The following is a 25,695-nucleotide window of genomic DNA, read 5'->3' as shown; positions in this document are numbered from 1 at the left end:
GATCGGGTGGGCGCGATGCGTCACTTGCGTGCCGTGCTCTGGGATCTGGACGGAACGATCCTGGATACGGAGAAGCTGTGGTGCGACGCCGTCGACGACTTCGTCGTCGAGCGAGGCGGCACGATGACCGCGACGGACCGCGGGCGGCTGGTCGGGGCGACCGTCCCCGAGGTGCTGCATACGATGCTGGAGCTGTCCGGGGTTGCCGCGAGCCCGCCTGCGCTCCGGGATGCTGATGCGTGGCTCGGCCATCGATTGGCAGGCCGATACGCCGACCCGGTGCCGTGGCGGCCGGGCGCGCAAGCGGCGCTGCGCACCGTTCGCGCCGGAGGTCTGCGCCAAGCGCTGGTCACCAACACTTCGCGGGAACTGGCGGATATCGCGTTGGGCGCCATCGGAACCCAGTATTTCGATGCCTCGGTCACCGGCGACGACGTTGCGCACGGCAAGCCGGCACCCGACCCCTATCAGCGCGGCGCCGAACTGCTCGGCGTGCCGCCGGACGAGTGCGTCGCGATCGAGGATTCGCCGACCGGCGCGGCGGCGGCGAGCGCGGCGGGCTGTGGTGTGCTCGTCGTGCCCTGCGACGTTCCCGTCACGGCGATCAAGTACGGCCAGGTACGGCGTTCGCTGGACCACCTGAGCGTTTCGGATCTGCAGCGGGTGCCTACTCCAGCCAGGTACCCGCTTGGTGCGCCTGCCAGAATTCGTCGGCGACAAGACCGAACCACGTTGTGAGGTCGACGTTGCTCTTCCCTGGCACCGGCACGAGCTGACGCCCGACCACGCTGCCCATCTCTTGTATGGCGGCGTCCGGCATGGCGGCGCCCGGTACGGCGTCGGGCGAGAGGGAGTTTTGGGCGAACCAGCGAAGAAGAAAGTTCGACGATCTTGTTGATGCGAGGGGTGATCGCTGGGGTGTGGCCTGGTTGAGCCTTGAAGTCGACTAGGCCCGATGGCATCGCCCACCAATCATTTTCACCGAACTTGGCAACCGTATCGTAGATTATCCGTACCGGTGCTTGATGGTCGTTGTACCGAACGATCTCGATGTTCTTGACGAGGTTCTTCAGGCGTTCGACCAGCGCCCGAAACACCCAGCCGTCCCAGCTCACTTATCGCCCGTCACCTTGTCGACCACGTTGGCATCGCAGTGCCAACGTGCTGAAAGATCAACTGATTGTAATCAATCCCCAGCTGTGGAAAGCCTGGCGGCGGGCGGCATTGAAACTTCTGCACGCCGACATGCGGCAAGCGGGTGCCTGATTTGAGCTGTGAGTTAGCTATGGTGTGGTGGCTTTCGCTGGTGCGCTTCGGTATTTGGCCCTGTCGTCGACACATGCGAGGTTGCTGTGCAGTATCTGGCTTCGAGGATTGCCCGCTGGGTTGTTGCGCTGGCCGTGGTCGCGATCGGGTCGACCGTGGTGGCTTGGCCTGTTGCCGCACAACCGGATTCGGTGCCGGTGCAGCCGGTGCTGCCGTTCGGGGTGCTGCCCGCCGCGCCAGAATACGATCCGGGCTTCTACCAGCCGCCCGCCGAGGTGGTCGCCGCGAAGCGGCCGGGGGAGATCATTGCCGCGCGGGAGGTACACCTGGGCTTCTACTCGGTGTTGCCGATCAACGTGGATGCCTGGCAGCTGTCGTTTCGCTCGACCGACCATCTGGATCGGCCGATCGCGGCCGTGACGACGGTGATGAAGCCCCGTGGCGGCGACGGCGGTCAGCCGTGGAACCTGCTGTCGTATCAATTCGCGGTGGACAGCGAAGGTCCCCGGCACTGCGCGCCGTCCTACGTGCTGCGGCAGGGTGCGATGCCGCCTGCGCCGGTGATCGGCTCGCTGCTCGTCGGCACCGAATTCCTTTTTCCCATCACGGCTTTGGGCGCCGGGTGGGTGGTGAACATGCCCGACTTCGACGGGCCGGACATGGCATTCGGCGCCGGCCCGCTCAACGGACGCATCACGCTGGACAGCATTCGCGCGGCGGAGAACTTCGCACCCCTCGGCTTGTCCGGTCCAGAGACGAAAACGGCGTTGGCCGGGTACTCCGGCGGCGCGATCCCGTCCGGCCATGCCGCGGAACTGCACTCGTCCTACGCCCCCGAGCTGAACATCGTCGGCGTCGCCGCGGGCGGCATCCCCGCCGACCTCAGGGCCATGCTGCTACAGGCCAGCGGCAATTTGGCTTCCGGACTGCTGCTCAGCGGAATATTCGGTGTCGAGCGGGAATATCCCGAGTTGGCGGACTACCTCGAACGTCACATGAGTGCGCCGTTGAAGGCATTGCGCTCGGTCAAATCCGGTCTGTGCTATCTGTATTCGCTCCCGGTGCTCCCATTCCTGCCCTATGAGCAGATGTTCGACATTCCCGATCCGTTCCACGGCCCGGTGCCGGATCAGATCTTCGACGCGCTCCGGATGGGCCATGCGGTGCCGAAGGCGCCGATGTTCATGTTCAACGCCAACCCCGACTGGGTCGTCCCCGTCGGCACGGTCAACGCGCTTGTCGACTACTACTGCCGTGATCCCGAGGCGCGCGTGCGGTACACGCGCGACCACTTCAGCGAGCACATCACGGCCGAATACTTCGGCATGGCACAGGAATTCCTCTGGCTGAAGGAGCGCTTCGACGGCGTCCCGGTGGCCGCCGGGTGCGAAATCCGTGACGAGGGTTCGATGCTGCTCGATCCCGCGAGCTGGCCGACCTGGCTGCAGACCGCGGGCACTCTGCTCGCGGCCGCCGTGCAACAGCCCATCGGCCAGCGCTGAGTACTACTTCGAGCCCTGGAACCTGCGCGTCGCGTCTCGTGGCTCGGATGTGACGGCCGCACGGGCATATTCGCCGATGCGGGTGTGATTGAAGAGCAGGTTGAGCACGAATGCCGTTCCGGCGCCGAGGGTTACGCCGCTGGTCAGCAAGATCTGTGCGGACGTCGGGAACTTGCTGAACATGCCGGTGGCCATTTCGGGCACGAGGCCGACGCCGACCGAGGTGGCCACAATGGTGGCATTGATTCGGTCGGCGAGGTCGGCTTGCAGCAGGGTTTGGACCCCGACCACGGCCACCGTCGCGAACAGCACCAGCCCGACGCCGCCGACCACCGGCTTGGGTATCAGGCCGGCCACCACCGCACCGAAACGCGGTAGGACACCCAGCATTACGAGGATGACGCCGCTGGTGGCGGTGACGTACCGGCTGACCACCCTGGTGGCCGCGAGCGACCCGACGTTCTCGTTGAAGACCGTGTCGATGAACGAGACGAAGACGCCGCCGAGCACACCGGACAAGCCGTCACCGACCAGCCCGCGCGCGACATCCGCCTTGCTGATCCGTTTTCCGGTGATCGCACTGACCGCAAGCATGCTGGCCGTCGACTCGGCGAACGCCACGGCCATCACGATGCTCATCGACACCACCGCGGTGATCGGGAACTCCGGTGCGCCGAAGTGGAACGGCGTCGGCACGCCGACCCAGGCGGTGTCGCCGAGATCGCCGATCGCAACCAGCCCCATCGGGATGGCGATGACAATGCCGATCAGCAACGCGATCAGCACGCCGAGTTGCGACCACACCCCGCGGCCGAGGCACAGGAATCCCACCGCGATCGCGATCACGGCCGTGGCCAGCCCGATATTCGACGGTGTCGCGAAGGTCGGCGCCGTCGCGTCGGTGCCGACGATCAGGCCGCCTGCCACGCCGATCAGTGAGATGCCGACCACCGTCAGCACCGTTCCGGTGACCAGCGGCGGAAAGAACCGCACGATGGCGGCGAACGGCCACGCCAACGCCACCCCGATCACGCCGCCCGCGAGCATGGCGCCGTAGACCGCATTCAGCCCGTACTCCTTGGCAATGAGGATCATCGGCGTCAATCCGACAAAGGTCGACCCGCAAACGATGGGCAGCCGCACGCCGGCCAGCTTGCCTAGCCCGAGGCTCTGCACGACGGTGATGATCCCCGCAACCAGTAGGTCGGCACTGATCAGCAATCCGACGGTCGCCTGATCCAGCCCGATGGCCGCGCCGAACACCAGCGGAAGGGTGATGCCGCCGGTGTACATGATCAAAACATGTTGAATGCCGAACGCCAGCTGCCGCCCGAACGGCAACGGCATATCGACGGGATGCACTGCGGTCATCGCTACAGAGATACCACTCTTCAGTTAATTGTCAGCACACTTGAAGTTTCTAGTTGGCGACGTACTCCGCACCGCCGCCCTCTCTTCTATGTGATGGACGGGCGTCATGGCGTGAGACTCAGCCCACTCTTGCTCATGAGACATCGGCGGTCTAATGTCTCTAGTGAGACACTTTGTATCCAGTGTCTCGATGGGCAGGGTTTCTGAGGAGTCAGAGAAGGGCTTGCGCATGACCGATTCGACGATGACGGATCCGTGGGGATCGCCGCGGACCAAGACGGTGACCTGGTACGACCCGGCGGCTCTCGCGGCGGCCGCGAAGGGCATGTCGGGTCTGGAGTTTTTGCGCGCCATGTCCGAAGGGAAAGTTCCGCCTGCCCCGATTTCCAGCCTCGTCGCGCCCAACTGGAGTGAGATGAATCCCGAGCCAGGGAAAATCAGCTTCAGCTGCACGGTGGACGAATCGACATACAACGCCAATGGTTTGGTGCACGGCGGACTGGCGTGCGCCCTGCTGGACACCGCGGTCGGCTGCGCCGTGCAGACCACGCTACCTGCCGGGGTCGGCTACACCTCCGTCGAGTTGAAGGTGAACTATCTGCGGCCACTGCGTCCCGAGGCGGGGCCACTTCGCGTCGTCGGCCGGGTCACCAAGCCGGGGCGGCGGATCGCCTTCGCCGAGGCCGAGATTCGTGATGCTGCGAATGCTCTGCTGGCCACCGCGTCCAGCAGTTGCTTGATCATCGGTGGCTGAGGCGGATCAGCCCGGGTTGTCCGGGTTCTTACCTGCCCCGAGTCGTGCGGCCAAATCCGTTGCGAGCTGGTCGAATCGGTCGTCCCCGGTGCGCCAGGTGAGGGCGGTGTGCATCTGCAGGGGTAGGTCGTCGATCGCCAGGACGACGAACTCCGTAGTGTCGATTCCGGGGCGTTGTGCGAAGGTCGCTGGAACCAGGGCGAACCCGTGGCTGTGCCGCAGCGCTACCAGCATGCCGCCGATGTCCTTGTAGCGGTGCGTGTCGTCGTGGACCACGCCGGCGTCCAGCAGCCTCTCGTAACTTTCGGCGAAGACGTCGAGTTCCCAATGCTTCGGGCCGCGGATCCAGGTGAGGCCGAGCAGGTCGGACAGCTGCAGCGAGGTCCGGCCCGCAAATCTGGTGACTTCGACGAGGGCGTGTAGCGATTCGGTGGACACCCTTCTGGTGCGTAGGCCGGACCCGTGCGAGGTGATGTGCGACAACCCGATGTCCACGCTGTTGTTGTGCAGGCCGCGGTCGATGTCGACCGAGCTCATCTGGGCCACGGAAAAGGCATAGCCGCCCGAAAGCTCGGTGATGGCATGTGAAATCTGCTGTACCAGAACGGGATGGAGCACTTCGGGAATGGCAAGGCGGACGGCGGTCTTTCCGTCCTTGGACGCGAGTCGTGCCGGGATGGAATCGAATTCGGCCACCACGGTCTCGGCCATCGGTAACAGCTTCTCGCCTGCCGGGGTGAGCCGGACGTGGTGGGTGGAGCGATCGAAAAGTGATACGCCGAGTTCCTTCTCCAGCGTCCGGATGCGCTGACTGAGTGGCGGCACGGAGATGTTCAAGGTGCGTGCGGCCCGGGTGAAGTTCAGCTCCCTGGCTACGGCGAGAAAGTACCGCAGGTGGTGCATCTCCATGCCACATCGTAGCCAGATCTTCGCTGGTGTTATCGGCCTGGTTATACCGGGGCGTATCAGATGGTCATTCCGTTAGCTCAGGTAACTATCTAACGTCGGAGAGGACGTAGAGGTGACCGACGGAAGGACGAATGATGAGTGCCGCGATCGACATCGGCGGACCCGCGACAGGGCCGCTGCAGGGTGTGCGGGTAATCGACCTGTCCACCGTGGTGATGGGCCCGATGGTCGGCCAGATCCTCGGCGACTTCGGCGCGGACGTGATCCGGATCGAGCCGCCGTTCGACACCGCCCGCATCTCCCCGGCGAACCAGAGCCGAAACCCGGGAATGGGACCGCTATATATGCAGGTCAACCGGAACAAGCGCAGTGTGGCGCTGAATCTGAAGGATCCCGACGGGCGGGCGGCGTTGCTCGACCTGATGGACGAGGCCGACGTGCTGCTGACCAATATGCGTGGCGATGCGCTGGAACGACTCGGCCTGAGCTACGAACAGATCAAGCAGCGTTGCCCGCACCTGGTGTATGCCCACGCGCAGGGCTTCAGCTCCGAGTCCTCGCAGGCGCGTCGGGCCGCCTACGACGAGGTGATGCAGGCGGTGACCGGTCTTGTCGATCTCAACGACCGCGCCGCGGGCTCTGTGCAGTTCTTCCCCACCTTCATCGCGGACAAGACCACCGGGCTCTATCTGCTCGGCGCGCTGCTCGCCGCGCTGTATTACCAGGCGAGAACCGGTGAGGGGCAGTTGATTTCGTTGGCGATGGCGGACACGGTGATCGCGGTCAACCTGCTCGAGCACCTGGCCGGTGGGATGTTTGTCCCGCCAACGGCGCCGATGGGCAACCCGCTGAGTCTGAGCCGTGAGCACGTCGCGCTGCGCACCGCCGACGGCGCGATCGCGGTGTGCGCCTACAACTACGACGACATTCGCAACCTGCTGATCGGTGCGGGATGCCGGGATTTCGCGGCCGATCCGCGGTGGGATTCCACGACCATCGAACGCGAATCGTTCTACGAAGGCATGCAGGCGGTCATCGCGCACTCGACGTCCAGGACGACCGCTGAGTGGGAGTCGTACCTGGCCGGTCTGGACATGGCGTTCGGCCGGGTGGTCCGCATCGACGACCTGCCCGAAGACCCGTACGTCCGGGAGGTCGGACTGATCGACGAGGTCGAGCACCCCACCGAAGGACGGATCAAGGTGGTCGCCAACCCGGCCCGCTTCTCCCTGACTCCGGTCAACATCCGCCGACTGGCCGAGCAGGCCGGGGCCAGCACCGATGACGTTCTCCAGCAACGGAAATCAGCCCCGGTCGCCTAGACCTCCGCACCCGTCGACGACGACAAAGGAAATACACACAATGAAACTCGAACTCGCTCCCGAGGAACTGGCGTTCCGCGACGAACTGCGCGCGGTGTTCTACGACGAGGTCCCCGCCGATATCCGCGAACGCTCGGCGCACGGTCAGGCCACCCGTGACGACCTCGTCACCGCACAGCAGATCCTGAACAAACACGGTCTGGCCGTGCCGAACTGGCCGGTGGAATGGGGCGGCAAGGACTGGAGTCCGCTGCAACGGCATCTCTACACCGCCGAGCTGCAGCGTTCCGCGGTGCCAGTTCCGTTGGCGTTCAACGTTTCCATGGTCGGCCCCGTCATCGCGGCGTTCGGCAGCGAGGCGCAGAAGGCCCGATTCCTGCCCGCCACCGCCAATCTCGACATCTGGTGGTCGCAGGGGTTCTCCGAGCCGGAAGCAGGCTCCGACCTGGCGTCGCTGAAGACGACCGCGGTCCGCGACGGCGACCACTACGTGGTCAACGGTCAGAAGACCTGGACCACCCTCGGCCAGTACGGCGACTGGATGTTCCTGCTGGCGCGCACCGACCCGCAGGCCGCCCGCCCGCAGCACGGCATCTCGTTCCTGCTGGTCGACATGGCGACGCCCGGTATCGAGCGGCGGCCGATCCGGCTGATCGACGGCAGCGTCGAGGTCAACGAGTTCTTCTTCGACAACGTCCGAGTGCCGGTGCAGAACCTGGTCGGCGAGGAGAACCGCGGCTGGTCCTACGCCAAGTTCCTGCTCGGCAACGAGCGCAATGCCATTGCGGGGGTGGGGTATTCGCAGCGTGTCTTCGGGGAACTGGTGCAGCGGGCCGCGGCGGTCGACCTCGGCGCCGGTCCGCTGACCGAAGAGACCGGTTTCCGGAGCAAACTGCACACCGTCCGCTTGCGCCTGCTGGCCCTCGAAGCCACTCAGCTGCGCGTCACTGCCTCCTCGGCCGACGGCAAACCCAATCCGGTGTCGTCGATGCTGAAGCTCGAGGGCAGTCGCCTGCAACAGGAGATCGCCGCCCTGCACTTGGAGGCGGTCGGATCCGACGCGCTGCTCGTCGGCGGCCGCGACGGCGGTGACCCCGCCCTGCACACCGAACTCGCCGACAACGTCGCGGGCTCGCACTACCTGAACCTGCGCAAGGTGTCGATTTTCGGCGGCACCAACGAAATTCAGCGCACTGTCATCGCCAAGACCATCCTGGGCCTGTAAGGAATCGCCGTGAATCTCGAACCGAACGAAGACCAGAAACTGCTGTTCGACACCGTCGATGCCTTGCTGGCCAAACACTATGCTCCCGAATTCCGGGCGCACGCGGTCACCAGTGACCTCGGCTGGAGCGCGACGGTGTGGTCGGCCCTTGCCGAACTCGGGCTGACCGGCCTGACCATCGCGGAGGAGTACGACGGTGTCGGCGCCGGACCGGCCGAAGCCTATGTCGTGCTGCAGGCGCTCGGCCGCCACGCCGCGGTGGAGCCGCTGCTCGACGGTGTTTTCGTGCCGTCGTGGTTGATCGGCGACCTCGGCACCGAGGCGCAGCGATCCGAGCTGCTGCCGCGGTTGGCCGCGGGCTCGGACATCTTCGCCGTAGCGCACGCCGAACCGAACCGTGTCTGGGACCGCACCCCGTCGGTCACCGCGACCGCCACCGAGGACGGTGTGGTGCTCGACGGCGTCAAAGCCCCTGTGCCGCATGCCGATCAGGCCGCGGTCCTGCTGGTCACCGCAGTCGACGCCAACGGCCGGGTCGGTGTCTACCTGGTGGACAAGGCGGCATCGGGTATCGCCCGCGTCGACGGTCGGGCCACCGATTGGACCCACGCCTCGGATGTCACGTTCACCGCCACCCCCGCCACGGTACTCGGTGTCGTCGGTGACGCCGCGAAGGATGCGTTGGCGCGCACGTTCGCCCGCGCTCGCATCGCCGTGGGCGGTGAGGCGATCGGTCTTGCCGAGTCGGCGCTGCGGGACACCGTCGAATATCTGAAGCAGCGCAAGCAATTCGGCGCGCCGCTCAAGGTGTTCCAGGCGCTGGTGTTCCGTGCGGTCGATGTGTACGCGGAGGTCGAGCTCGCCCGGTCGTTCGCGCTGTGGGCGACGGCGGTCACCGAGGCAGGCGGCGTCGACCCGGCCGTTGCCGACGACAGCTTCGTGTTCGTCTCCGATATGGCTAAGCGCGCGGCGGAGGAATCCATTCAGTTGCACGGCGGCATCGGCATGACCTTCGAGGCGGCGGTCGCGCACTACGCCGCCCGCCTGGTCGGGATCACCCAGAGCTATGGCGGTGTGGCCGCCACCCGTCGCCGCGCGCTGTGGAGCACGCAGCTCGTCACGACCCCCGAAGCGTTGGTCAATTAAGGCCGCGAGCGCGCCGACCGACGTGTCCGCTCGGCGCGCTCGTTCCGCTTCTGCCGGATGCCGTTGTGCGGCAGGGGCCTTCATCAACAGGAGGACAGGAAGATGTCGAAGGTAGCTATCGTCGGCGCAGGCGTGATCGGCGTGTCGTGGGGGCGGCTGGCCCGCAGGCACGGCTGGTCGGTCGTATTCAGTGATCCACGGCCGGATCTGGCGGAGCTCGTCGCGAAGAACTTCCCCGGCGACGCAGCCGTCACCGTCGCGGCCGATCTCGCGACGGCGGTCGCCGGAGCCGACCTGGTGCAGGAGAACGGCCCGGAACGGCTCGAGATCAAGCAGCAGCTGTTCGCCACCATCGTCGCGGCCACCGGCCCGGACACCGTGCTGGCGACCTCTAGTTCGTCGATCGCGGCCACCCTGATCGCCGCCGAACTCGACGACGCCGCAGCAGCCAAAATCGTTGTTGGCCATCCATTCAACCCGCCGGAACTGATGCCGCTGGTGGAAGTGGTTCCCGGCGAACGAACTTCGGCGGCGACCACGGACCGGGCGGTGGCGATCTACCGCAGCTGGGACCGGACTCCGGTGGTGCTGGGCAAGGAGTTGCCAGGTTTCGTCGCCAACCGGCTGCAATCGGTGCTTGGCCGGGAAGCGCGATGGTTGGTCGAGCAGGGCGTGGTCGATGTCGCACAGCTGGACACGATCCTGCAGAACTCATTGGGATTGCGCTGGTCGACGATCGGGCTGTTCGAGGGCAACGTCCTCGGCGGCGGTCCGGGCGGTGCCAGGCATCTGTTCGCCGGGGTCGGCGCCGTCACCGGCAAGATCCAGTTCCACGACCCGGACCCCGCACAGGTGCCTGCGCTGATCGAGCAGATCGAGGCGACTTACGGCACCGGGCAGGACGTCTACGACGAATTGTCCGCGAAGCGGGACACCCGCACCACCGCGGTGCTTGCGGCGCTGGCGGCCACCGAGGCCCGAACGGGCAACTGACACCACGAGATCGAGGAGTTCAGATGTTCAATGCCTTGCTCGCCTTGGATTTTCTCGGTGGTCGTATCGAGCGGATCGAGCTGGCGGATGGCGCGGTCACCACGATCGTGTCCGACACCGGGCCCGCGCCCGACGGCGTCGGGCACGACGCGACCACCGGCCGCATCTACTGGACCACCATGGGGCGGCCCGAGAAGGTCAGTGCACCAACCAGTCTCGGCGAGGAATACGACTTCTCGAAGCCGAACGGTTCGCTGCGCTCGGCCCTGCTGGACGGCTCCGACATCCGAGTCGTCGTCCCGCCCGACGGCACGATGACCACCGGTAAGCAGCTCACCGTCGACCCGGCGGCCGGGTACGTGTACTTCGCCGATCGGGAAGGCAGCCGGGTCAGCCGGGTCGGCATGGACGGCGCAGGCAAGGTCGACCTCGTCGTGAACCTCCCTGCCGACGATCCGGCCAACAACTGTGTCGGTGTGGCTGTCGACTCGGCGAACGGGCACCTGTACTGGACGCAGAAGGGCCGCGCCAAATCCGGCGAGGGCCGAATTCTGCGGGCCGGACTGACGATTCCGGCCGACCGAACCGCCGAGAGCCGCACCGATATCGAGACACTGTGGCGCCAGCTGCCCGAGCCGATCGATCTGGAGATCGATCCGATCGCCGGGTACCTGTACTGGACCGACCGCGGCGCACCTCCGAACGGCAATACCCTCAATCGCGCACCGCTGCCCCAATCAGGTGACCATGGGCTACAACCCGAGATCCTCGCCGACGGGTTCGCGGAAGCCATCGGCCTAGCTGTCGATTTCGACGCGGGTATCGCCTACGTCGCGGACCTCGGCGGCACCATCCGAGCGGTCGCGCTCGACGGTTCCGGCTCCGATCGTGTTGTCGCGCACAGAGACAAGCGCCCGTTCACCGGCATCACCGGAGTATGAGACGTCGAATCCGGTTTTGCACCAGTGTCATTCGACGTTCCGCTGTCAGTTGTGCACCGTGTGCTCGCCGATTATTCCGCGAAGGGCGTGCCTGGCGGTGGCGTCGACCGCGTCGGGGCTGTCCAGGTAGCCGGCCATCAGGATGCCGTCCCGCAAGTACACCAGTTGGCGCGCAGTCGATTCCGGTTCGGGATGGTCGAGTGCGGTGAGTAGTCCGGACAGGGTGGTGCGCAGCCAGGTGCGGTGTGCGGTGACGGCTTGCCGCACGGGGTGTGTGCGGTCGGGGTATTCGCTGGCGGCATTGATAAAGGGGCACCCTCGGAAACCGGGGCCGCACGAGTATGCGGCGATCGCGGCGAAGAGGGCGGGCAGCGCCTGCTGCGGTTCGAGGTCTGCGGTAGCGCCGAGCAGCGCGGCCCGGGTGGTCGTGTCCTTGTGCGCCAGATAGGCGACCACCAAGTCGTCCTTGGATCGGTAGTGCCGATAGAAGGTGGCCTTGGTGACGCCGGCCTCGGCGATGAGCCGTTCCACGCCGACGGCGTGAATCCCTTCGGCATAGAAGAGCAGGACCGCCGCGTCCAATAGCCGTTGAGCTGGGGGAATGCCTTTCTCCGACACCATGGCGGTCAGGGTATCAGACCGGTCTTTCTACTACCCGGATCCGAGGTGGTCGCCCCATTTGACAGAGAACGACCGGTCTGTCTACTGTTCCTCTCGCAAGTGGAGATACCGGTCGTTCTACCAGTGAGGAAGAATCATCATGAACAGCGCCAACTCGTCCAGCAACTTCCGTCGTCGCGTCGGCCTCGTTGCCGCGTCGGCCGCAGCCGCAGGCGTGGTCGCCGCGACGCCTGGTATCGCCGCGGCTCAGCCGGCCACCGGATCGGCCGGGGGACAGCGGCCGACCGTGGTGTTGGTGCACGGCGCCTTCGCCGATTCCAGCAGTTGGAACGGCGCGATCGGTGATCTGTCCAGGGACGGCTACCGGGTCATCGCGGCCGCAAACCCGTTGCGCGGCCTCGACAGTGACGCCGACTACGTCGCCAGCATCGTCAAGGATGTCGCCGGTCCTGTCGTGCTGGTCGGCCACTCCTACGGTGGATCGATCATCAGCAAGGCGGCCCGCGAGGCCGGAAATGTCAAGAGCCTGGTCTACATTGCCGCCTCCGCGCCGGACGAGGGGGAGAACACCCTCACCGCGGGCGGCCCGGATCTACCGCACACCGAGGTCGGCAAGGCGCTGTGCCCCCACCCCATCCCGGATGGCGTCGACCTTTACCTCGATCACGGCAAGTTCCACGACACCTTCGCTCAGGACGTGCCTGTCGAACAGGCCGCACTGATGGCTGCCACCCAACGGCCGGTCAAGGCGGGCGCTTTCGAGGGCGTCTTCACCGGTCAGCCCGCATGGAAGTCGCTGCCGTCGTACTACCTCGTCTCCGGCGCTGATCACGTCATCCACCCCGACGCGCAGCGCGCCATGGCCAAGCGCATCGGCGCCAAGAAGGTCGTCGAGGTCGACAGCTCGCACGCCGTCGCGGTGTCGCATCCCCGCGAGACCGCCGACCTGATTCGCGCTGCCGCCCAGTAAGTAAGTCGAGGCCCGTTGCAGCGCAACGGGCCTCGACCTGGTGGCTGGGCTCGGTCAGGCAGCCGCGAGGCGGCGGCGTTCGAGCACGGAGGCCACGAGGTAGCCGCCTCCGCCCGCGACGGCGAGCACCCAGAAGAGTCCGGGCGTGCCGAAAAACAGTGCGGCAGTGGAGGTCAGCGCGAGCCAGGTGCCGAGGGTGTAGTGCAGGACGTTGCGGCGCACAGCGCCCTCGCCGAGGTAGAGCAGGCCGACGATGAGGCCGGAGCCGACGGGCCACAGCATGGTCTGCAGGTCGGGGTGTTCCACCACGGCGGCAAGGCCGGTGATGGCGAGGAAGAGGGCGACAAAGGCGCTGGCCCAAGAGAATCCGAGCAGTTTGCCGGAAAGGATGTCGGCCGTGCTCGCGCCGCGCTTGGCACGATTGGCGGCGCGAATGCTGTAGCCGATGCCGACGGCGAGTCCGCTGCCGAGCAGGGCAAGCGGCAGCCAGCCGGGCAGGGAGAGGAACGGATCGTCGCCTTTGGAAAGGGCTGCAGCGCCGTGTCCGAGCAGGTAGGCGGCTCCGAAGCTGACGTAGGCCGCGAGGTTGTCGACTTCTCCGACCCGGATGGTCGCGAGTTCCCGTGGGTGACCGGCGTCGGTGGCGTGGGTGGTGAGGGTGGTGTTCATGGCGGACTCCGAATCCGATCGCGTTGGGTTACGACTGTAAGGCTACGCATGTAACCTTATGAACCGCAATGGCTAACACCGATAAGCTTTCGCCTGTAAGCTAACGGCATGGCAAACACTGTGACCGGCGCGGACGCCCCGACCAGGGCCCGCAACCGCCGAGGCGAGGGTGCGCGCCTGCGCGACGAGATCGTGCAGGCGGCCGTCGAGCTACTCGATGAGCACGGGGACGAAAGCGCGATCACGTTGCGGTCGGTCGCCCGCCGCGTCGGGATCGCCGCCCCCTCGATCTACCGTCACTTTCCCGACCAGCCGACCATCATGCTTGCCCTCGTCCAGCAGGCTTTCGCCGAGTTGGAGCAGCGGCTGCGCGCGGCGAGGGACGATGCTGGCGCGGATCCGCGGCAGCGGCTGTTCGCCGTCTGCCACGCGTATCTGGACTTCGCGCAACAACATCCGCAGCGCTACCGCACCATGTTCGGCGGTGTCTGGATGCCTGCCCTCGGCGAAAGCGCCGTGACCGCAACAGATATGCACCTGCTCGGCCAGCAGAGCCTGCGGCTGCTGAGTGATCTCCTCGACGGCTGCGTCGCCGCAGGCCATGCCACCAGCTCCGACGTGTCCGCCGACGCCGTCGCCCTGTGGCTCGGGCTGCACGGCCTCGCTCACCAGCGCGCATCGACCGTCGCCTTCCAGTGGCCCGCCGACATCGCGGACCGCCTCATCACCACCCTGGCGCACCTGCACGACTGACGCGCTCGTCCGGTGTGCGTCCTGCGATTTCGGGTACTCAGGTCTTGGAATGGTCATGTGCGGGAGGGTATTTCGATCATGTACCGAGACCAGATCGAAATCGTGTGAGGAGAGGCCATGTCATCTGATCAGAAACAGCCGAAACGCGACCGGCGTCGGTCGAACAGGACGATCCGGGGCGTCACCGTTCTCGCGCTGCTCATTGCTCCGACCCTGGATCCGCTCGGCGCGGCGGCCCGGCCGATCGGGCCCTATGACGTCGGCGGCGCGATCGAGGTCGAATACGACGAGTCCGGCGGGTTCACCTTCTTCGGCAACCCGGTGAACCCGGAGTCCGATGCTGCACGCGGCGGACGGTGGCAGGCCTTCGAGAAGGGCAGCGCGATCTACTGGCATCCGCTGGTGTCCGGCGCGCACGCCAACCAGATCGGCGGCGCGATTCGCGCCAAATGGGGCGAGCTCGGCTGGGAGAACGGTGCATTGCGGTATCCGACCACCAGAGAGTTGCCGACGCGAAAGCCCGGACGGTTCAACCACTTCGAGGGTGGGACGATCCACTGGTCGAGCGCGACCGGTGCGCACAACACGTGGGGCGCGATCCGCGACAAGTGGGCCACCCTCTCGTGGGAGGACGGCCGACTCGGCTTCCCGGTCACCGACGAGTTCGTGGCCAGAGGCAACGGGGCGGGACAGCATTTCCAGGGCGGCTCGATCTACTGGTCGTCCAGCACCGGGGCCCGCGTGGTGGTCGGCGCGATCAGAGATGTGTGGGCCAACCAGAATTGGGAGAACGGCCGATACGGATACCCGATCAGCGACGAATACGACTACAACGGTGGCCGCGCCCAAGATTTCCAAGGCGGCCGCATCGAGTGGTATCCGCAACCCCGCTGATCCGATCAGGGGCGATGATTTCTCGAGATGCACGGCGTCCATTCACACGAGGACCACACAGGAGGGATCGCGATGACGGATGCACAAGACCCACAGCCCTCGGACATCCCCGACGACCGGGATGTCTCGCTCGATCGCCTCGAACCGTTGCTGGGTGCATGGGGAGTCGAGGTCTTCTTCGCGGCAGACTTCTTCGGCCCGGGCAGCCCGGCCGTCACCGACCGGAGCGGCACGACCACCTACGAGTGGATGAAGACCAAACGCTTCCTGGTGGAGCGTTCGATCATCGACAACCCTGCGGCACCGGACACGATCGTCATCATCGGCGCCGCAGGGGACGGGGAGTTCGTCAGGCACCACTACGATTCCCGCGGCGTCAGCCGCACCTACCAGATGAGTCTGGACGACGGCGTCCTGCGCATGTGGCGCATGGAACCCGGCTTCTCCCAACGCTATACCGGCACGTTCAACGAAGACGGCAGCCGGATCACCGGCGCATGGGAGAAATCAGCCGACGGCAGCACCTGGGAACACGACTTCGATCTCACCTACTTCCGCAAGGAGAGCTGAGCTACCAGCGCCCGCAACCCGCATGGGCCTGCGCGATGCGGCTAGCTCGTGCCTGCGGGGAGCTGGCTCCAATCGATACCCAGCTCGCCCTTGTCCGCCAGAATCGCCTCCCACCAGTCGCGGTGGTCGCGGTACCAGGCGACCGTCGCGGCCATCTCGGGAGCGAACTCGCGGGTGGGCCGCCAACCGAGTTCGGTTTCCAGCTTCACCGGGTCGATAACGTAGCGGCGGTCGTGGTTCGGCCGGTCGGGGACGTGCTCGATCCATTCCTCGGGATCCAAGCCCAGTTCCGTCACCACGAGGGTGGCGATGTCGAGGTTGCTCACCTCGTGCCGGGCGCTGATGTCGAAGATCGGCAGGAGGCCGGGATCGGTCGCCGCCGCGGCCGGAATCGGATCGAGTTCCGCATGCAGCACCCGATGCACCGCGGCGCAGTGGTCGGCCACGTGCAGCCAGTCCCTGGACTGCAGCCCGTCCCCGTACACCGGGATCTTGCGGCCGCGCAGGACGTTGGTGACCGCCAAGGGAATCAGCTTCTCCGGCAGCTGGTACGGCCCGAAGTTGTTGGCGCAGTGCGTCAACCGGATGTTCATGTCCGGATAGGTCGCCATGTAGGCGCGCACCATCTGATCACCTGCTGCCTTCGCGGCGCTGTAGGGCGTCTTCGCGTTCAGCGGTGACCGCTCGGTGAACCACCGCGCCTCGGCGGGCAGCTCGCCGTACACCTCGATCGTCGACACGTGCAGATGCGACCGCACCGGATGCAGTCGACTGCATTCGACCATCACCTGCGCACCGAGCGCATTGGACCGCATGAACGCCGACGGCGCCAGGATCGCCCGGTCGTTGTGCGACTCGGCCGCGAAGTTCACGACATGGTCGGGCCGATACCGCCGATACAGCGCGTCCATCGCCTCGAAGTCGGCGATATCGGTCTGCTCGAAGGTAATTCGGTCGCGCACCGGGTCGAGGTTGGCCCGATTTCCGGCGACGCCGAGGTAATCGACCGCGATCACCTGCGCGTCGGGTTCCCACTCCAGCAGCAGGTGCACATAGTTGGCGCCGATGAAGCCCGCGGCACCGGTGACGAGATAGACGGCCATGGTGATTCACCCTATAGGCCTGCGTCGGCGCTACGGGAAGGTCAGCGGATCCTGGATGTTGAAGGTGTAGAACTCGCTGCCGTACCAGTACAGGACGGCCATCGACGCTTCCGGCGGCTCCACCCGGCAATACTCGAGATGGGTCATCGGGATGGATTGCCTGTCTGCGAGACAGACCCACGGATTCTCCGAATCCGGATAGGGGCCATTGACCGCGAAACGCTGCCAGGAAATCGCGATGGTCTCCGGTCCATTCCACATCCAGTCCGGCCTTCCGAATGTCCACCAGAAATAGCCGAATGAAGCCGAGAGCGCGAGAACCGTGGCAGCAATCGTCGCCCTGAACAGCTTCAGCAGCATTGGACTCCTCGCAAGCGGTGGAATGGTTCGAAGAATCCTACGATGACGATCCGAGTTTTTCGGACCCCGTCGACCACCGTCCGCGTTGCGTTTATGGAAAGGGGTAATTCCGGCCCACGCCACAACTATTGGCAGGTCGGCGGCGCAATGATGCCGCGCTGGCAGCGACGAGCTACCCTGGAATCGTGGGCGTGATCGGCGAACTATTTCCGGGGCAGAAGCTGGCCGACGAGGGCAGCGAGGACAGCGACGGGCAGCAGCATCGTCCCCGCGTCGATCTCGACCTCGACGCCGGCGTCGTCCGGCTGCGGAGCGCGCAGGCGCCGACCGAAGAACCGGCAGGCGACGACTGAGACGGGGTATCCCCTCAGCCGCGTTCATCTTTGATCGTCCGGACCACCTCGGCGATCCGGATGTTGATCAGCGACGTCAATTGGCGCAGATCCGCGGGCGCCGCGATCGGCGCCGACTGATCGGCGATCACATAGCGCCCGTCCTCGTCGAGATCGCGCCAGTGCAGCCGGTGGCGGGCGATGCCGCGCGGGCCGAACCGTGATCGGCCCTGCACGACCTCGATGGTGCCGAGACGCGTCACCGGATGCGCGAGGAATTCCGCCGAGCGATCCCACGTCGTCCCACCGGCCACCGCGCGGACGATCGACTCGCGGACCCGATAGTCCAGTTCGTCGTGCTCCGATGGCGCGATCAGCTCGACGTCCGACCGCCTGCCCGCGCAAGCCGCAGGCAGGGCCGCTGCTACCACTCGAGCCAAATGCAGTGCCCCGCACTCGGTTACCGTGAACCCGGCGCTGTGCCGCAACGTTTCCCCCGGTGCCTGCACCACCAGGCAGCCTCGCTCACCGGACCGCACCGCGAGCATTCGAATACTGCAGGCGGGGTCGCTGGGGTCGCGGCCGCCGTGGCCGCGCACCTCGATCGCGATGTCCGGCTCGGTCAACATCGCGAACAGTCCGCCGAGTGTTTCCTTCTCGTGGCGTAACCGTTCGCGGGTCTCGGCCTTCTCCTGCAGGAAAGCGCGATAGCTCGGCGTCCGGCTGGTGAAGGTGAGCGGCGCTGGCAGGAAATCCTGGCGCATCTCCTCCCACAGCACGAGGAAATCCAGGTCGGTGAAGGTCCGCGCGCAAGTCATTGCTGCAGGACAGCGTGATACGCCACGGGGTCGCCACCGATCGCTTCGTCGATGTTGTCTTCCGAGCTCAGGAATTCGGCCCGCTTGTGTTCCGGACGACCGCCCAGCAAGCCTGCACCACCGATCGGCGGCGCCATCCCCGGTATGCCCGGCGACATTGCGCCGGCCGAGCCTGCGGAGACCACCGGCGTGGCGGGGGCGACCGCGGCGCGGGGGAACAGCTTTGCCGACTGCTGGACGAGGCTGCGCGGCATCGGCCCTGGACCGGGACCGCCGATCCCGCCGGTGGGTTTGCTCGGTTTGGCTGGGTCGAGCGCGGACGAAGGGAGCGGCGGGAGAACCGGATTCGGGGCGAGAAGCGGCTGCGCCAGCTGGGTGCCTTGCTGCAGCAGCGAATTAGCCTGGGAGAACAGGCGGTCCAGTGACGGTTCCGCCCGTTGGTTGGCACGGGCCTCGGAGGTCGGCTTCGGGTCGCGGTCGGTCGTCTCGGTCGGACTCTGCTGAATCCGTATCTCCGGCGGGGTACTTCGCGCCTCGGGCAGGATCGGTATCGCGAGGCTGGAGCCTGTCAGCCCCGGCTCATAGTGTTTCAACCAGGCGAGGATGGCGTCGTTGACGATCTTGTCCTCGGCCGCGCTGCCCGGCTCGGCGGGGCGGGGGCTGGTCGGCATCGCCACCTTGGTGTGCGCCAGCCAGCTCGACGCGTAATTCAGGCTGCCCGCGACCTGGCGCATCGCACCGGACAGGGCATCAACGTTGTCGCGGTACGCATTTGCCGCGTCGATGGCGGCGTTGATGGCTCTACCCGTCCATGCGCCCTTCTGCTCCATCTCCTGGAGCTGGTCGGCGAACGTGGTGAACGCCGTGTTCAGTCGTTCGGCCATCCACCCCCAGGTTGCCGCGGTGTCCGTGGGTGGTTGGGGGTGCATGCCCGCGCCTGCGAGGTAGAACCACTTGACCGTCTGGCCGTAGGGGTTCTCCGCGTCGATGGGATCTGTGCCTACGGGTTGGGGCTTGGGTGCGTCCCGCGGCGGCGTGTTCTTGCCTGCGACGGGCGCCGGCGGATAGGCGGCGCCACGTAGCTGCGCGCCGGACGCGATCTGGCCGATCGTGACTTTCCCGTCCTCTTCGGAATCACGGAACAGTTTTCCCGCGACGACGAAGTGCTCGCTCATCGCGGTCAGAATTTCCTTGTGCGCAACCAGAATTCGACCTAGGTCGTGCGCGGATCTGTCGTACCTCGCCGCGAGCGTCATCGCGGAGTTCAGATGGCCGTTGTCGCTGAACCCGGTGTGTACCCGGATGTCGCTGAGCCGATCTTCGACCGCAAGCACCGCATACAGCGCGTCGGCGGCATACTCCGCCGCAGTGCGCGCCGCCTCCGGGTCGAGCCGCAGTTCACCCTCGCGTGCCCGGTGTGTCAGTCCGGGCCACGGGTTGACCGACGAAGCGTCGCTGTCCATCCTCGACTCCTGAACTCTCGCATTGTGCCGCCCCTCAATATCGGGCGTCACCCACGTGAATTCAATACGAGCCCGTCAATTCCACATCCATCCCGAATAATCGAAAAATCATCGAGCACCACCGGGACCGAACCGCGCAACGGCATCGTCGACGATGGCGCTGAGGCGAGCGTGATGGGCGCCCTTCCAGTAGGCCTGGCCGCAGTCGACACACTGCGCGAAGGTGTCGTAGGTCCGCTCGGTTTCATCCGGAATCTGTTCGCGCACCGCAGCTTTGTCCGCGTCGGCGAGCTTGCCGTTGCAGGCCGTACAGCGAGTCCACGGGGCCAGCGGTGGTGCGAAGCGAGACAGTACGTCATCGAGCTGCTCAGCCGGGCGATGGCTGTATATGTAAGCGCCCGCGAAGATCTCTCGACGGCGCAGCAGTCCGCGATCGCGTGACAGCAGCACGCGCTGCTCGGTCGCCGACCGCGTGGCTAATGCGGCATCCCCGATATCGGGGTTCTCGTACACAGTGTCGATCCCGAGTAGCCGGAGCCGCCGCGCCAACGTCCCGAGGTGAATATCGAGCAGAAGGCGCAGTGGCTCAGTCGTATTCAGCGGGCGAACCAAGCCGTGCACCTCGACCACCTCGCCATCGGACGGAATGTGCGACCGGCCCGAGGGCCGCCCGTCGACCAGCAGCGCGCCGACCTCGGTGAGCGGTACCCCGAGTGACTCGACGACGTGTCCGAGGGTCGACATCCCGTCGATCCGCACGGCGGTTGGCCCGCCGCGCAGTGCGGCAGCGACGAACACATGCAGGTCGGGTGCGAAACCGATTGCTATCTCCCCAGCATTCACCTGGCAAGCATGACAGGAGAACCTGGAGCCGCCGTCTTCCTGTCAGTCCTGAAAGCGGCAGGCGCCTGCGTAGGGCATTGTTGCCATGGGGGATTCGACTACGCCGGTGCCGTAGGTGGAGGCGTGGATGACCTTGCCGTCGCCTGCGTAGATGGCGGAGTGGCCGCCGCCGTAGAACGACACCACGTCGCCGGGGCGCAGATCCTCCTGTGCGACAGGGGTTCCGGCGGCAAGCTGGTCGTAGCTGGTGCGGGGCACCGAGACGCCTGCCTGCTCGTAGGACCACTGGACCAAGCCGGAGCAGTCGAAGGCGTCGGGGCCTGCCGAGCCGCCGCTGTAGTTTGCGCCGAGCTTGGCGCGGGCCGCGTCGACCGCCATCTCGCCGGTCGACTTGTGCGGGGCGAGTTTGGGCTGCACGGGTGTTGGTGAATTGAAGCCGGGAAGCCCTGTCAGGCCGAGCTTTTCGAGGCCTGGGAGGGCTGGGAGCGCGAAGGTGATTCCGGGAGCGGAGAACTCGATCGGCGCGGGAGCTGCGGGTTCCGCGCTCTCCTGCTGCGGTATCGAGACCGGCATTCCGGGAATGCCTGCGGGGATGGCGATTTCGTTCGGCACTTCGATGTTGCCGAGGCCGGGGACGGTGACCGTCTGTGCCGAAGCCTCTCCTGCGGTGCAGAGCAGGGCGCCGAGTGCGGCGACGAGGACAACTCCTGCGGCAAGTGCCCACCAGAGCAGCTGCGGCAGGAAGCGGGTAGTTCGGGGTTCGTCGTTCTTCGAAGCCATGATCAGGTCCTCCGATGGTCATATCGAAGGCCTTGGCGGGCCACGCAACGCCGCACCGATGGCGAACCGGACTTCACCAAAGTCTTCGAATAGATTCGAGAACATCACGGTGAGCTGTCAGTCCAAGCCGGATCCGATTTCCCATCATTCGACACAAACCCGCCGAAACATATTCAGACACACGCTAAAACAATAACAAAACGATAACGTCTTGCGTTATTGATGGCGAAAACCCTTTTTGACCTGGGGATATGGCAATGATAATTTCCGCCGTATTTCGCGGGTGGAGTCCGTTGCGGCTCCGGTCATTCCGGCTCCGACCTGCGTCGGACACCGCAAAACACCTGTTGAACGGCGATTTTCGTCGGTTATGGGGCATTGCCGTCGATACCCGGCAGGGCCGAGTCGCCAAGGTCGCGGATGCGCCTGCGCCAGCCTGGACGCGGTGCTCGGGCCGCCTTACCGTCGAGACATGGCTTCCTCTACTGCGGCACCGCTGTCCACCGCGGACTTCTGGGCCGACGCCGACCGTCACCTGGTCCGCTACGCGGGCGCGGGCACCTTCACTCCCGAGATCATCGCCCGTGCCGCAGGCAGCTTCCTGTACACCGAAAGCGGCAGGGAGATACTGGATTTCACCTCGGGCCAGATGAGCGCGATTCTCGGCCACGCACATCCGGAGATCGTCGCGACGGTGCGGCGCCAGGTCGGCGAGCTGGACCACCTGTTCAGCGGCATGCTCAGCCGCCCTGTGGTCGATCTGGCCCGCAGGCTGGCGGCGACGGTGCCTGCGCCGTTGGAGAAGGTGCTGCTGCTGACCACCGGCGCCGAATCCAACGAGGCCGCGTTGCGCATGGCCAAGCTCGTCACCGGCAAGCACGAGATCGTTTCCTTCGCCCGTTCCTGGCACGGCATGACGCAGGCGGCGGCGAGCGCGACCTACAGCGCGGGTCGCAAGGGCTACGGCCCTGCCGCGCCGGGGAACTTCGCGATTCCGGTGCCGAGTGCGTTCCGGCCCGACTGCACCACCGCCGGTGATGATTTCGACTGGCGTCGCCAGCTCGACCTCGCGTTCGAGCTGATCGACGCCCAGTCGGTCGGTAGCCTGGCCGCCTGCCTGGTCGAGCCGATCCTGAGCTCGGGTGGCGTCGTCGAACCGCCGCCGGGGTACTTCGCCGCGCTCCAGCAGAAGTGCCGCGACCGCGGCATGCTGCTGATCCTCGACGAAGCGCAAACGGGCTTGTGCCGCACCGGAACCTGGTACGCGTTCGAACGCGACGGCGTGGTGCCCGACATCCTCACCCTGTCCAAGACGCTCGGCGCCGGGCTGCCGCTGGCGGCCGTGCTGACCAGCGCGGAGATCGAGCAGGCCGCGCACGAGCGTGGCTACCTGTTCTTCACCACACACGTGTCGGATCCGCTGGTGGCCGCGGTCGGCAACACCGTGCTCGACGTACTCATCCGAGACCGGCTCGACGAGCGCGCCGCCGAGCTCGGTGGTGTACTGCGCCAAGGGCTTACCGACATCGCCGAACGGCATGACGTGGTCGCCGACATCCGCGGCCGCGGCCTGCTCGCCGGTCTGCAACTGCATGAAACGGCAAGGGGCTCTGATGAACTCGGTGCGCTGATCACCCGCCGCTGCCTGGAGCTTGGCCTGCACATGAATATCGTGCAGCTGCCAGGAATGGGCGGTGTCTTCCGCATCGCCCCTGCGCTGACCGCAACGGAGGGGGAGCTGTCGCTCGGCCTGTCCATCCTCGACGACGCGATCGGTTACGCTTCGGCGCGCCTCTGACGCGCTGGTCAGGTGAGGTTGCCGTCGATGCAGAGGCTCGCGGTTCGGCCGGACGGGCCGGGCCGGGTGGCGCCGGAGTCGAAGGCCCACTCGGAGATCGGGGCGGCGGCCTTCCAGAAGACGGCGCCGTTGCGGGCGGTCACCACCTGATAGACGTCCTCGTGGCCGCCGATCAGCTGGCTGCCGACGCAATAGTCGTTGTAGCCCGTGCCTGGTTGCCGCGCGCCCGCGCTGAACAGGCCGGTGGGGTTGGTGTAGGAGCCGGGGTTCGCGACGGTGCTCGACGCTGAGTCGGTGCGGCCCCGCGACCAGAACGGTGCGCCGCGGTCCGTGCCGCACCGGTAGTTCTGGCCGCCCGCGACGATGGTCGTGCCGGGCGGGTAGGCGGTGCCCGCCCATAGGCATGGCTGGTTGCTCGCGGTTGCCGTTGTCGCCGTTGCGGTTCCGGCGCCGATGACGGTGCCGCCCGCGACCGCAGCGATCGCGAGGAGCGCGAGGGCTCTGGTCCGCGCGGAGTGGCGTGCGGCCCGGTGGGTGGTAGTCGGTTCAATGGGGGAGGGGTGTTGCGTCATGGCCTCGTTGCCTTTCTGCATATCTACTGAGATCAATAGTAGATGACGCGGAGATGCACTTTTGCTGTCGACCAGGTGAGACGTCAGAGAAGTGACCGACATCGCAGCTTGAATAAGATTTTCCTGAGTATCCGGCATGCCTGACGTGACACTGCCCGCGTCAATCTCACGTTGAGTGCTCAAGCAAGGTACGCATCTATCTAGTAGATCGCCTGCCACTGAGAGAGTTGGCCCAATAAGTCGGGGCAGTCCCGACGGTAACCGGGCCACCACTGCGCCCGATGTGCCGACCAGAACCGGTTGAAATGGGGAAGTGGCGTGCGTCGTTCGCTGAAAAACACTGTGCTGTCCGCGATCACGGCAGCGACACTGCTGATGGGAGCCGAATTGCCGGGCGGCACTGCCCATGCCGCGCCCTTGGGGCCGAAGGAGTGCGAGGTCGTCGACGGACGACAACCGCAGACTGCCACGCCTGAGGAGGTGGGGCTCGACGCCGACGCGTTGCGTGCGGCGATGGCCTTGGCGGCGGACCGGAGTCGACGCAACATCCAGGTGTTCCGCAACAACTGTCTGATCGCCGCCGGTCCGAACAATGCGCACACCGGCGGGGTCCCGTGGAACCTGTGGAGCGGCACCAAGAGTGTGGTCTCGCTGATTGTCGGCATCGCCATCGATGAGGGCAGGCTGCGGCTCGATGACCCGATCGATCGCTACTTGCCTGCCGGGGTCGGGGACGCCGCGCACCGCGCGATCACCATCCGCAGCCTGCTCACCGAGACCTCGGGCCTGCGCGTCGCGGTGGCCGCCGAGGGCGTCACCGGGGTGGCGCAACTCGACCCGAACGTGGTGGCGCAGGCGATGGCGATCCCGATCGACCGCCCGCAGGGGGTGGAATGGCGATACAGCCAGCGCGGCGTCGACCTGCTGCTCGCGGTGGTGCAGCAGGCGGTCGGGATGGATGTGCAGGCCTATGCGCAGCAAAAACTGTTCGCCCCGTTGGGTATTCAGCGCACCGACTACTACTGGGGACGTGATCGCGCCGGGAACACCTATGGTCACGCGCACCTGTTGCTGCCGCCCGACGACTACGTCAAACTCGGCCTGCTCGTCGTGAATCGCGGTGACTGGCACGGCAATCGGGTCGTCTCCGCCGACTACCTGGCCCAAGCTGCCCAGCCGACCATGGCGGCCGAATGCTACGGCTTCCTCTTCGTCGTCAACCCATCCCGCTGCACCATCGATCTGCCTGGTCTGCCCGCGGACGCGATGAAGATCTCGGGGATGATGCGCCAAGACAGCTTCATCGTGCCGAGCATCGGCCTGCTGATCACCTCGACCGGTGTTGCCGATCCCGATGGCACGGTGAGCTATACCCACGATGTGCTGCGCGGCATCGTCGGCGCGTTCAGGGAGCCGCGGCTGCCGGACCCCGGACCCTATGTGCCACACCCGGATACCAGCATCGCCGACCCGTCGATCTCGAATCCGGCTGCCGTTCTCGGCGCGCTGGGCATCGGGTCGTACGCCTATCCGGGCTGTGGACAACTGGAGTGCCTCGGCAGGCCGCTCGCGGCGCCGTTCGGCGACTGGCCGCCCGGCTGCTTCGTGGTCGGTTGTTTCGGCCCGCACCCGGACACGCCTGGAATCCGGTAGTCGCGGTGAGCGTCGTCACAGGAAATTGCACTTTCTGAAATTTTGCAGTTCGTGCTAGATTTTTTCG

At 66.0% G+C, this 25,695-nt stretch carries 26 protein-coding genes; 15 read left to right on the top strand and 11 right to left on the bottom strand.

Features of this window, described 5'->3' with window-relative positions; all coding sequences use genetic code 11:
* The first annotated feature begins 15 nt into the window (after positions 1–15).
* On the top strand, positions 16–738 hold the full coding sequence (locus ACGFNJ_RS10205; protein ID WP_393445616.1) for an HAD family hydrolase: 723 nt from the start codon (positions 16–18) through the stop codon (positions 736–738).
* Between the two features lie 614 nt (positions 739–1,352).
* On the top strand, positions 1,353–2,768 hold the full coding sequence (locus ACGFNJ_RS10200) for a lipase family protein (RefSeq protein ID WP_393445614.1): 1,416 nt from the start codon (positions 1,353–1,355) through the stop codon (positions 2,766–2,768).
* Positions 2,769–2,771: 3 nt separating this feature from the next.
* On the opposite strand, the gene ACGFNJ_RS10195 is transcribed toward ACGFNJ_RS10200, so the two are convergent.
* The gene (locus tag ACGFNJ_RS10195; protein WP_393445612.1) at positions 2,772–4,139 is read right to left on the bottom strand and encodes a nucleobase:cation symporter-2 family protein; all 1,368 of its coding nucleotides are present in this window, start codon (positions 4,137–4,139) and stop codon (positions 2,772–2,774) included.
* 229 nt (positions 4,140–4,368) lie between these two features.
* On the opposite strand from ACGFNJ_RS10195, the gene ACGFNJ_RS10190 reads away from it, so the two are divergent.
* Positions 4,369–4,893 carry a PaaI family thioesterase gene (locus tag ACGFNJ_RS10190; protein WP_393445610.1) on the top strand — a complete coding sequence of 175 codons (525 nt, stop codon included), beginning with the start codon at positions 4,369–4,371 and terminating at the stop codon, positions 4,891–4,893.
* A 6-nt stretch (positions 4,894–4,899) separates the two neighbouring features.
* On the opposite strand, the gene ACGFNJ_RS10185 is transcribed toward ACGFNJ_RS10190, so the two are convergent.
* Positions 4,900–5,802, bottom strand: a complete 903-nt coding sequence (locus ACGFNJ_RS10185; protein ID WP_393445608.1) for a LysR family transcriptional regulator — start codon at positions 5,800–5,802, stop codon at positions 4,900–4,902.
* A gap of 134 nt (positions 5,803–5,936) precedes the next feature.
* Between ACGFNJ_RS10185 and ACGFNJ_RS10180 the strand changes: the two genes are divergently transcribed.
* From ACGFNJ_RS10180 to ACGFNJ_RS10160, 5 genes are all read left to right on the top strand, one after another.
* Entirely contained in the window at positions 5,937–7,124 is a 1,188-nt protein-coding gene (locus ACGFNJ_RS10180) for a CaiB/BaiF CoA transferase family protein (RefSeq protein ID WP_393445606.1), read from the top strand.
* 40 nt (positions 7,125–7,164) lie between these two features.
* Entirely contained in the window at positions 7,165–8,349 is a 1,185-nt protein-coding gene (locus ACGFNJ_RS10175) for an acyl-CoA dehydrogenase family protein (RefSeq protein WP_393445604.1), read from the top strand.
* A gap of 9 nt (positions 8,350–8,358) precedes the next feature.
* Positions 8,359–9,495, top strand: a complete 1,137-nt coding sequence (locus tag ACGFNJ_RS10170) for an acyl-CoA dehydrogenase family protein (RefSeq protein WP_393445602.1) — start codon at positions 8,359–8,361, stop codon at positions 9,493–9,495.
* A 102-nt stretch (positions 9,496–9,597) separates the two neighbouring features.
* Positions 9,598–10,488 (top strand): 3-hydroxyacyl-CoA dehydrogenase NAD-binding domain-containing protein, encoded by an 891-nt coding sequence (locus ACGFNJ_RS10165; RefSeq protein ID WP_393445600.1) that lies wholly within the window; start codon positions 9,598–9,600, stop codon positions 10,486–10,488.
* Between the two features lie 23 nt (positions 10,489–10,511).
* Positions 10,512–11,429, top strand: a complete 918-nt coding sequence (locus ACGFNJ_RS10160; protein ID WP_393445598.1) for a hypothetical protein — start codon at positions 10,512–10,514, stop codon at positions 11,427–11,429.
* Between the two features lie 45 nt (positions 11,430–11,474).
* Here ACGFNJ_RS10160 and ACGFNJ_RS10155 read toward each other — a convergent pair whose 3' ends face one another.
* The gene (locus ACGFNJ_RS10155; RefSeq protein ID WP_393445596.1) at positions 11,475–12,050 is read right to left on the bottom strand and encodes a TetR/AcrR family transcriptional regulator; all 576 of its coding nucleotides are present in this window, start codon (positions 12,048–12,050) and stop codon (positions 11,475–11,477) included.
* Between the two features lie 139 nt (positions 12,051–12,189).
* Here ACGFNJ_RS10155 and ACGFNJ_RS10150 point away from each other — a divergent pair, with 139 nt between their 5' ends.
* Positions 12,190–13,020, top strand: a complete 831-nt coding sequence (locus tag ACGFNJ_RS10150) for an alpha/beta fold hydrolase (RefSeq protein WP_393445594.1) — start codon at positions 12,190–12,192, stop codon at positions 13,018–13,020.
* A gap of 54 nt (positions 13,021–13,074) precedes the next feature.
* Here the strand turns inward: ACGFNJ_RS10150 and ACGFNJ_RS10145 are convergent, their stop codons facing one another.
* A complete protein-coding gene (locus tag ACGFNJ_RS10145) occupies positions 13,075–13,689 on the bottom strand; it encodes an ABC transporter permease (protein ID WP_393445592.1) in 615 nt (204 codons plus the stop codon).
* 108 nt (positions 13,690–13,797) lie between these two features.
* On the opposite strand from ACGFNJ_RS10145, the gene ACGFNJ_RS10140 reads away from it, so the two are divergent.
* From ACGFNJ_RS10140 to ACGFNJ_RS10130, 3 genes are all read left to right on the top strand, one after another.
* On the top strand, positions 13,798–14,442 hold the full coding sequence (locus ACGFNJ_RS10140) for a TetR/AcrR family transcriptional regulator (RefSeq protein ID WP_393445590.1): 645 nt from the start codon (positions 13,798–13,800) through the stop codon (positions 14,440–14,442).
* A gap of 117 nt (positions 14,443–14,559) precedes the next feature.
* Positions 14,560–15,336: an LGFP repeat-containing protein gene (locus ACGFNJ_RS10135; protein WP_393445588.1), complete on the top strand. Its 777-nt coding sequence runs from the start codon at positions 14,560–14,562 to the stop codon at positions 15,334–15,336.
* Positions 15,337–15,408: 72 nt separating this feature from the next.
* Positions 15,409–15,906, top strand: coding sequence for a hypothetical protein (locus ACGFNJ_RS10130; protein WP_393445586.1), 498 nt, complete (start codon positions 15,409–15,411; stop codon positions 15,904–15,906).
* A gap of 41 nt (positions 15,907–15,947) precedes the next feature.
* On the opposite strand, the gene ACGFNJ_RS10125 is transcribed toward ACGFNJ_RS10130, so the two are convergent.
* Together ACGFNJ_RS10125 and ACGFNJ_RS10120 are read right to left on the bottom strand one after the other, a co-directional pair.
* Positions 15,948–17,009: a dTDP-glucose 4,6-dehydratase gene (locus tag ACGFNJ_RS10125; RefSeq protein ID WP_393445584.1), complete on the bottom strand. Its 1,062-nt coding sequence runs from the start codon at positions 17,007–17,009 to the stop codon at positions 15,948–15,950.
* A 30-nt stretch (positions 17,010–17,039) separates the two neighbouring features.
* Positions 17,040–17,369, bottom strand: a complete 330-nt coding sequence (locus ACGFNJ_RS10120) for a hypothetical protein (RefSeq protein ID WP_393445582.1) — start codon at positions 17,367–17,369, stop codon at positions 17,040–17,042.
* Positions 17,370–17,554: 185 nt separating this feature from the next.
* On the opposite strand from ACGFNJ_RS10120, the gene ACGFNJ_RS10115 reads away from it, so the two are divergent.
* The gene (locus ACGFNJ_RS10115; RefSeq protein WP_393445580.1) at positions 17,555–17,722 is read left to right on the top strand and encodes a hypothetical protein; all 168 of its coding nucleotides are present in this window, start codon (positions 17,555–17,557) and stop codon (positions 17,720–17,722) included.
* A gap of 14 nt (positions 17,723–17,736) precedes the next feature.
* Here ACGFNJ_RS10115 and ACGFNJ_RS10110 read toward each other — a convergent pair whose 3' ends face one another.
* The 4 genes from ACGFNJ_RS10110 to ACGFNJ_RS10095 form a co-directional block, all read right to left on the bottom strand.
* Entirely contained in the window at positions 17,737–18,519 is a 783-nt protein-coding gene (locus ACGFNJ_RS10110; protein WP_393445578.1) for an ESX secretion-associated protein EspG, read from the bottom strand.
* Entirely contained in the window at positions 18,516–19,982 is a 1,467-nt protein-coding gene (locus ACGFNJ_RS10105; RefSeq protein WP_393445576.1) for a hypothetical protein, read from the bottom strand. The genes ACGFNJ_RS10110 and ACGFNJ_RS10105 overlap by 4 nt, the downstream gene beginning before the upstream one ends.
* Before the next feature lie 108 nt (positions 19,983–20,090).
* Entirely contained in the window at positions 20,091–20,825 is a 735-nt protein-coding gene (locus tag ACGFNJ_RS10100) for a Mut7-C RNAse domain-containing protein (protein ID WP_393445574.1), read from the bottom strand.
* Positions 20,826–20,867: 42 nt separating this feature from the next.
* Positions 20,868–21,605, bottom strand: a complete 738-nt coding sequence (locus ACGFNJ_RS10095; protein ID WP_393445572.1) for a C40 family peptidase — start codon at positions 21,603–21,605, stop codon at positions 20,868–20,870.
* Positions 21,606–22,077: 472 nt separating this feature from the next.
* Between ACGFNJ_RS10095 and ACGFNJ_RS10090 the strand changes: the two genes are divergently transcribed.
* Entirely contained in the window at positions 22,078–23,403 is a 1,326-nt protein-coding gene (locus ACGFNJ_RS10090) for an aspartate aminotransferase family protein (protein WP_393445569.1), read from the top strand.
* 8 nt (positions 23,404–23,411) lie between these two features.
* On the opposite strand, the gene ACGFNJ_RS10085 is transcribed toward ACGFNJ_RS10090, so the two are convergent.
* Positions 23,412–23,975, bottom strand: a complete 564-nt coding sequence (locus ACGFNJ_RS10085; RefSeq protein WP_393445567.1) for a hypothetical protein — start codon at positions 23,973–23,975, stop codon at positions 23,412–23,414.
* Between the two features lie 318 nt (positions 23,976–24,293).
* On the opposite strand from ACGFNJ_RS10085, the gene ACGFNJ_RS10080 reads away from it, so the two are divergent.
* Entirely contained in the window at positions 24,294–25,628 is a 1,335-nt protein-coding gene (locus tag ACGFNJ_RS10080; RefSeq protein ID WP_393445565.1) for a serine hydrolase domain-containing protein, read from the top strand.
* Positions 25,629–25,695: the final 67 nt, after the last annotated feature.

Origin of the sequence: Nocardia sp. NPDC049149, assembly GCF_043197455.1 — a bacterium.
Taxonomy (GTDB): Bacteria; Actinomycetota; Actinomycetes; order Mycobacteriales; family Mycobacteriaceae; genus Nocardia.
This window is presented reverse-complemented; position numbering and strand designations above follow the sequence as displayed.

Bases quoted from the DNA above. Each gene is read 5' to 3' on its own strand.
- ACGFNJ_RS10205 (WP_393445616.1), top strand. From the start codon at position 16: ATGCGTCACTTGCGTGCCGTGCTCTGGGATCTGGACGGAACGATCCTG.
- ACGFNJ_RS10195 (WP_393445612.1), bottom strand. From the start codon at position 4,139: ATGACCGCAGTGCATCCCGTCGATATGCCGTTGCCGTTCGGGCGGCAG.
- ACGFNJ_RS10190 (WP_393445610.1), top strand. From the start codon at position 4,369: ATGACCGATTCGACGATGACGGATCCGTGGGGATCGCCGCGGACCAAG.
- ACGFNJ_RS10185 (WP_393445608.1), bottom strand. From the start codon at position 5,802: ATGGAGATGCACCACCTGCGGTACTTTCTCGCCGTAGCCAGGGAGCTG.
- ACGFNJ_RS10180 (WP_393445606.1), top strand. From the start codon at position 5,937: ATGAGTGCCGCGATCGACATCGGCGGACCCGCGACAGGGCCGCTGCAG.
- ACGFNJ_RS10175 (WP_393445604.1), top strand. From the start codon at position 7,165: ATGAAACTCGAACTCGCTCCCGAGGAACTGGCGTTCCGCGACGAACTG.
- ACGFNJ_RS10165 (WP_393445600.1), top strand. From the start codon at position 9,598: ATGTCGAAGGTAGCTATCGTCGGCGCAGGCGTGATCGGCGTGTCGTGG.
- ACGFNJ_RS10160 (WP_393445598.1), top strand. From the start codon at position 10,512: ATGTTCAATGCCTTGCTCGCCTTGGATTTTCTCGGTGGTCGTATCGAG.
- ACGFNJ_RS10155 (WP_393445596.1), bottom strand. From the start codon at position 12,050: ATGGTGTCGGAGAAAGGCATTCCCCCAGCTCAACGGCTATTGGACGCG.
- ACGFNJ_RS10150 (WP_393445594.1), top strand. From the start codon at position 12,190: ATGAACAGCGCCAACTCGTCCAGCAACTTCCGTCGTCGCGTCGGCCTC.
- ACGFNJ_RS10145 (WP_393445592.1), bottom strand. From the start codon at position 13,689: ATGAACACCACCCTCACCACCCACGCCACCGACGCCGGTCACCCACGG.
- ACGFNJ_RS10140 (WP_393445590.1), top strand. From the start codon at position 13,798: ATGGCAAACACTGTGACCGGCGCGGACGCCCCGACCAGGGCCCGCAAC.
- ACGFNJ_RS10135 (WP_393445588.1), top strand. From the start codon at position 14,560: ATGTCATCTGATCAGAAACAGCCGAAACGCGACCGGCGTCGGTCGAAC.
- ACGFNJ_RS10130 (WP_393445586.1), top strand. From the start codon at position 15,409: ATGACGGATGCACAAGACCCACAGCCCTCGGACATCCCCGACGACCGG.
- ACGFNJ_RS10125 (WP_393445584.1), bottom strand. From the start codon at position 17,009: ATGGCCGTCTATCTCGTCACCGGTGCCGCGGGCTTCATCGGCGCCAAC.
- ACGFNJ_RS10120 (WP_393445582.1), bottom strand. From the start codon at position 17,369: ATGCTGCTGAAGCTGTTCAGGGCGACGATTGCTGCCACGGTTCTCGCG.
- ACGFNJ_RS10110 (WP_393445578.1), bottom strand. From the start codon at position 18,519: ATGACTTGCGCGCGGACCTTCACCGACCTGGATTTCCTCGTGCTGTGG.
- ACGFNJ_RS10105 (WP_393445576.1), bottom strand. From the start codon at position 19,982: ATGGACAGCGACGCTTCGTCGGTCAACCCGTGGCCCGGACTGACACAC.
- ACGFNJ_RS10095 (WP_393445572.1), bottom strand. From the start codon at position 21,605: ATGGCTTCGAAGAACGACGAACCCCGAACTACCCGCTTCCTGCCGCAG.
- ACGFNJ_RS10090 (WP_393445569.1), top strand. From the start codon at position 22,078: ATGGCTTCCTCTACTGCGGCACCGCTGTCCACCGCGGACTTCTGGGCC.
- ACGFNJ_RS10085 (WP_393445567.1), bottom strand. From the start codon at position 23,975: ATGACGCAACACCCCTCCCCCATTGAACCGACTACCACCCACCGGGCC.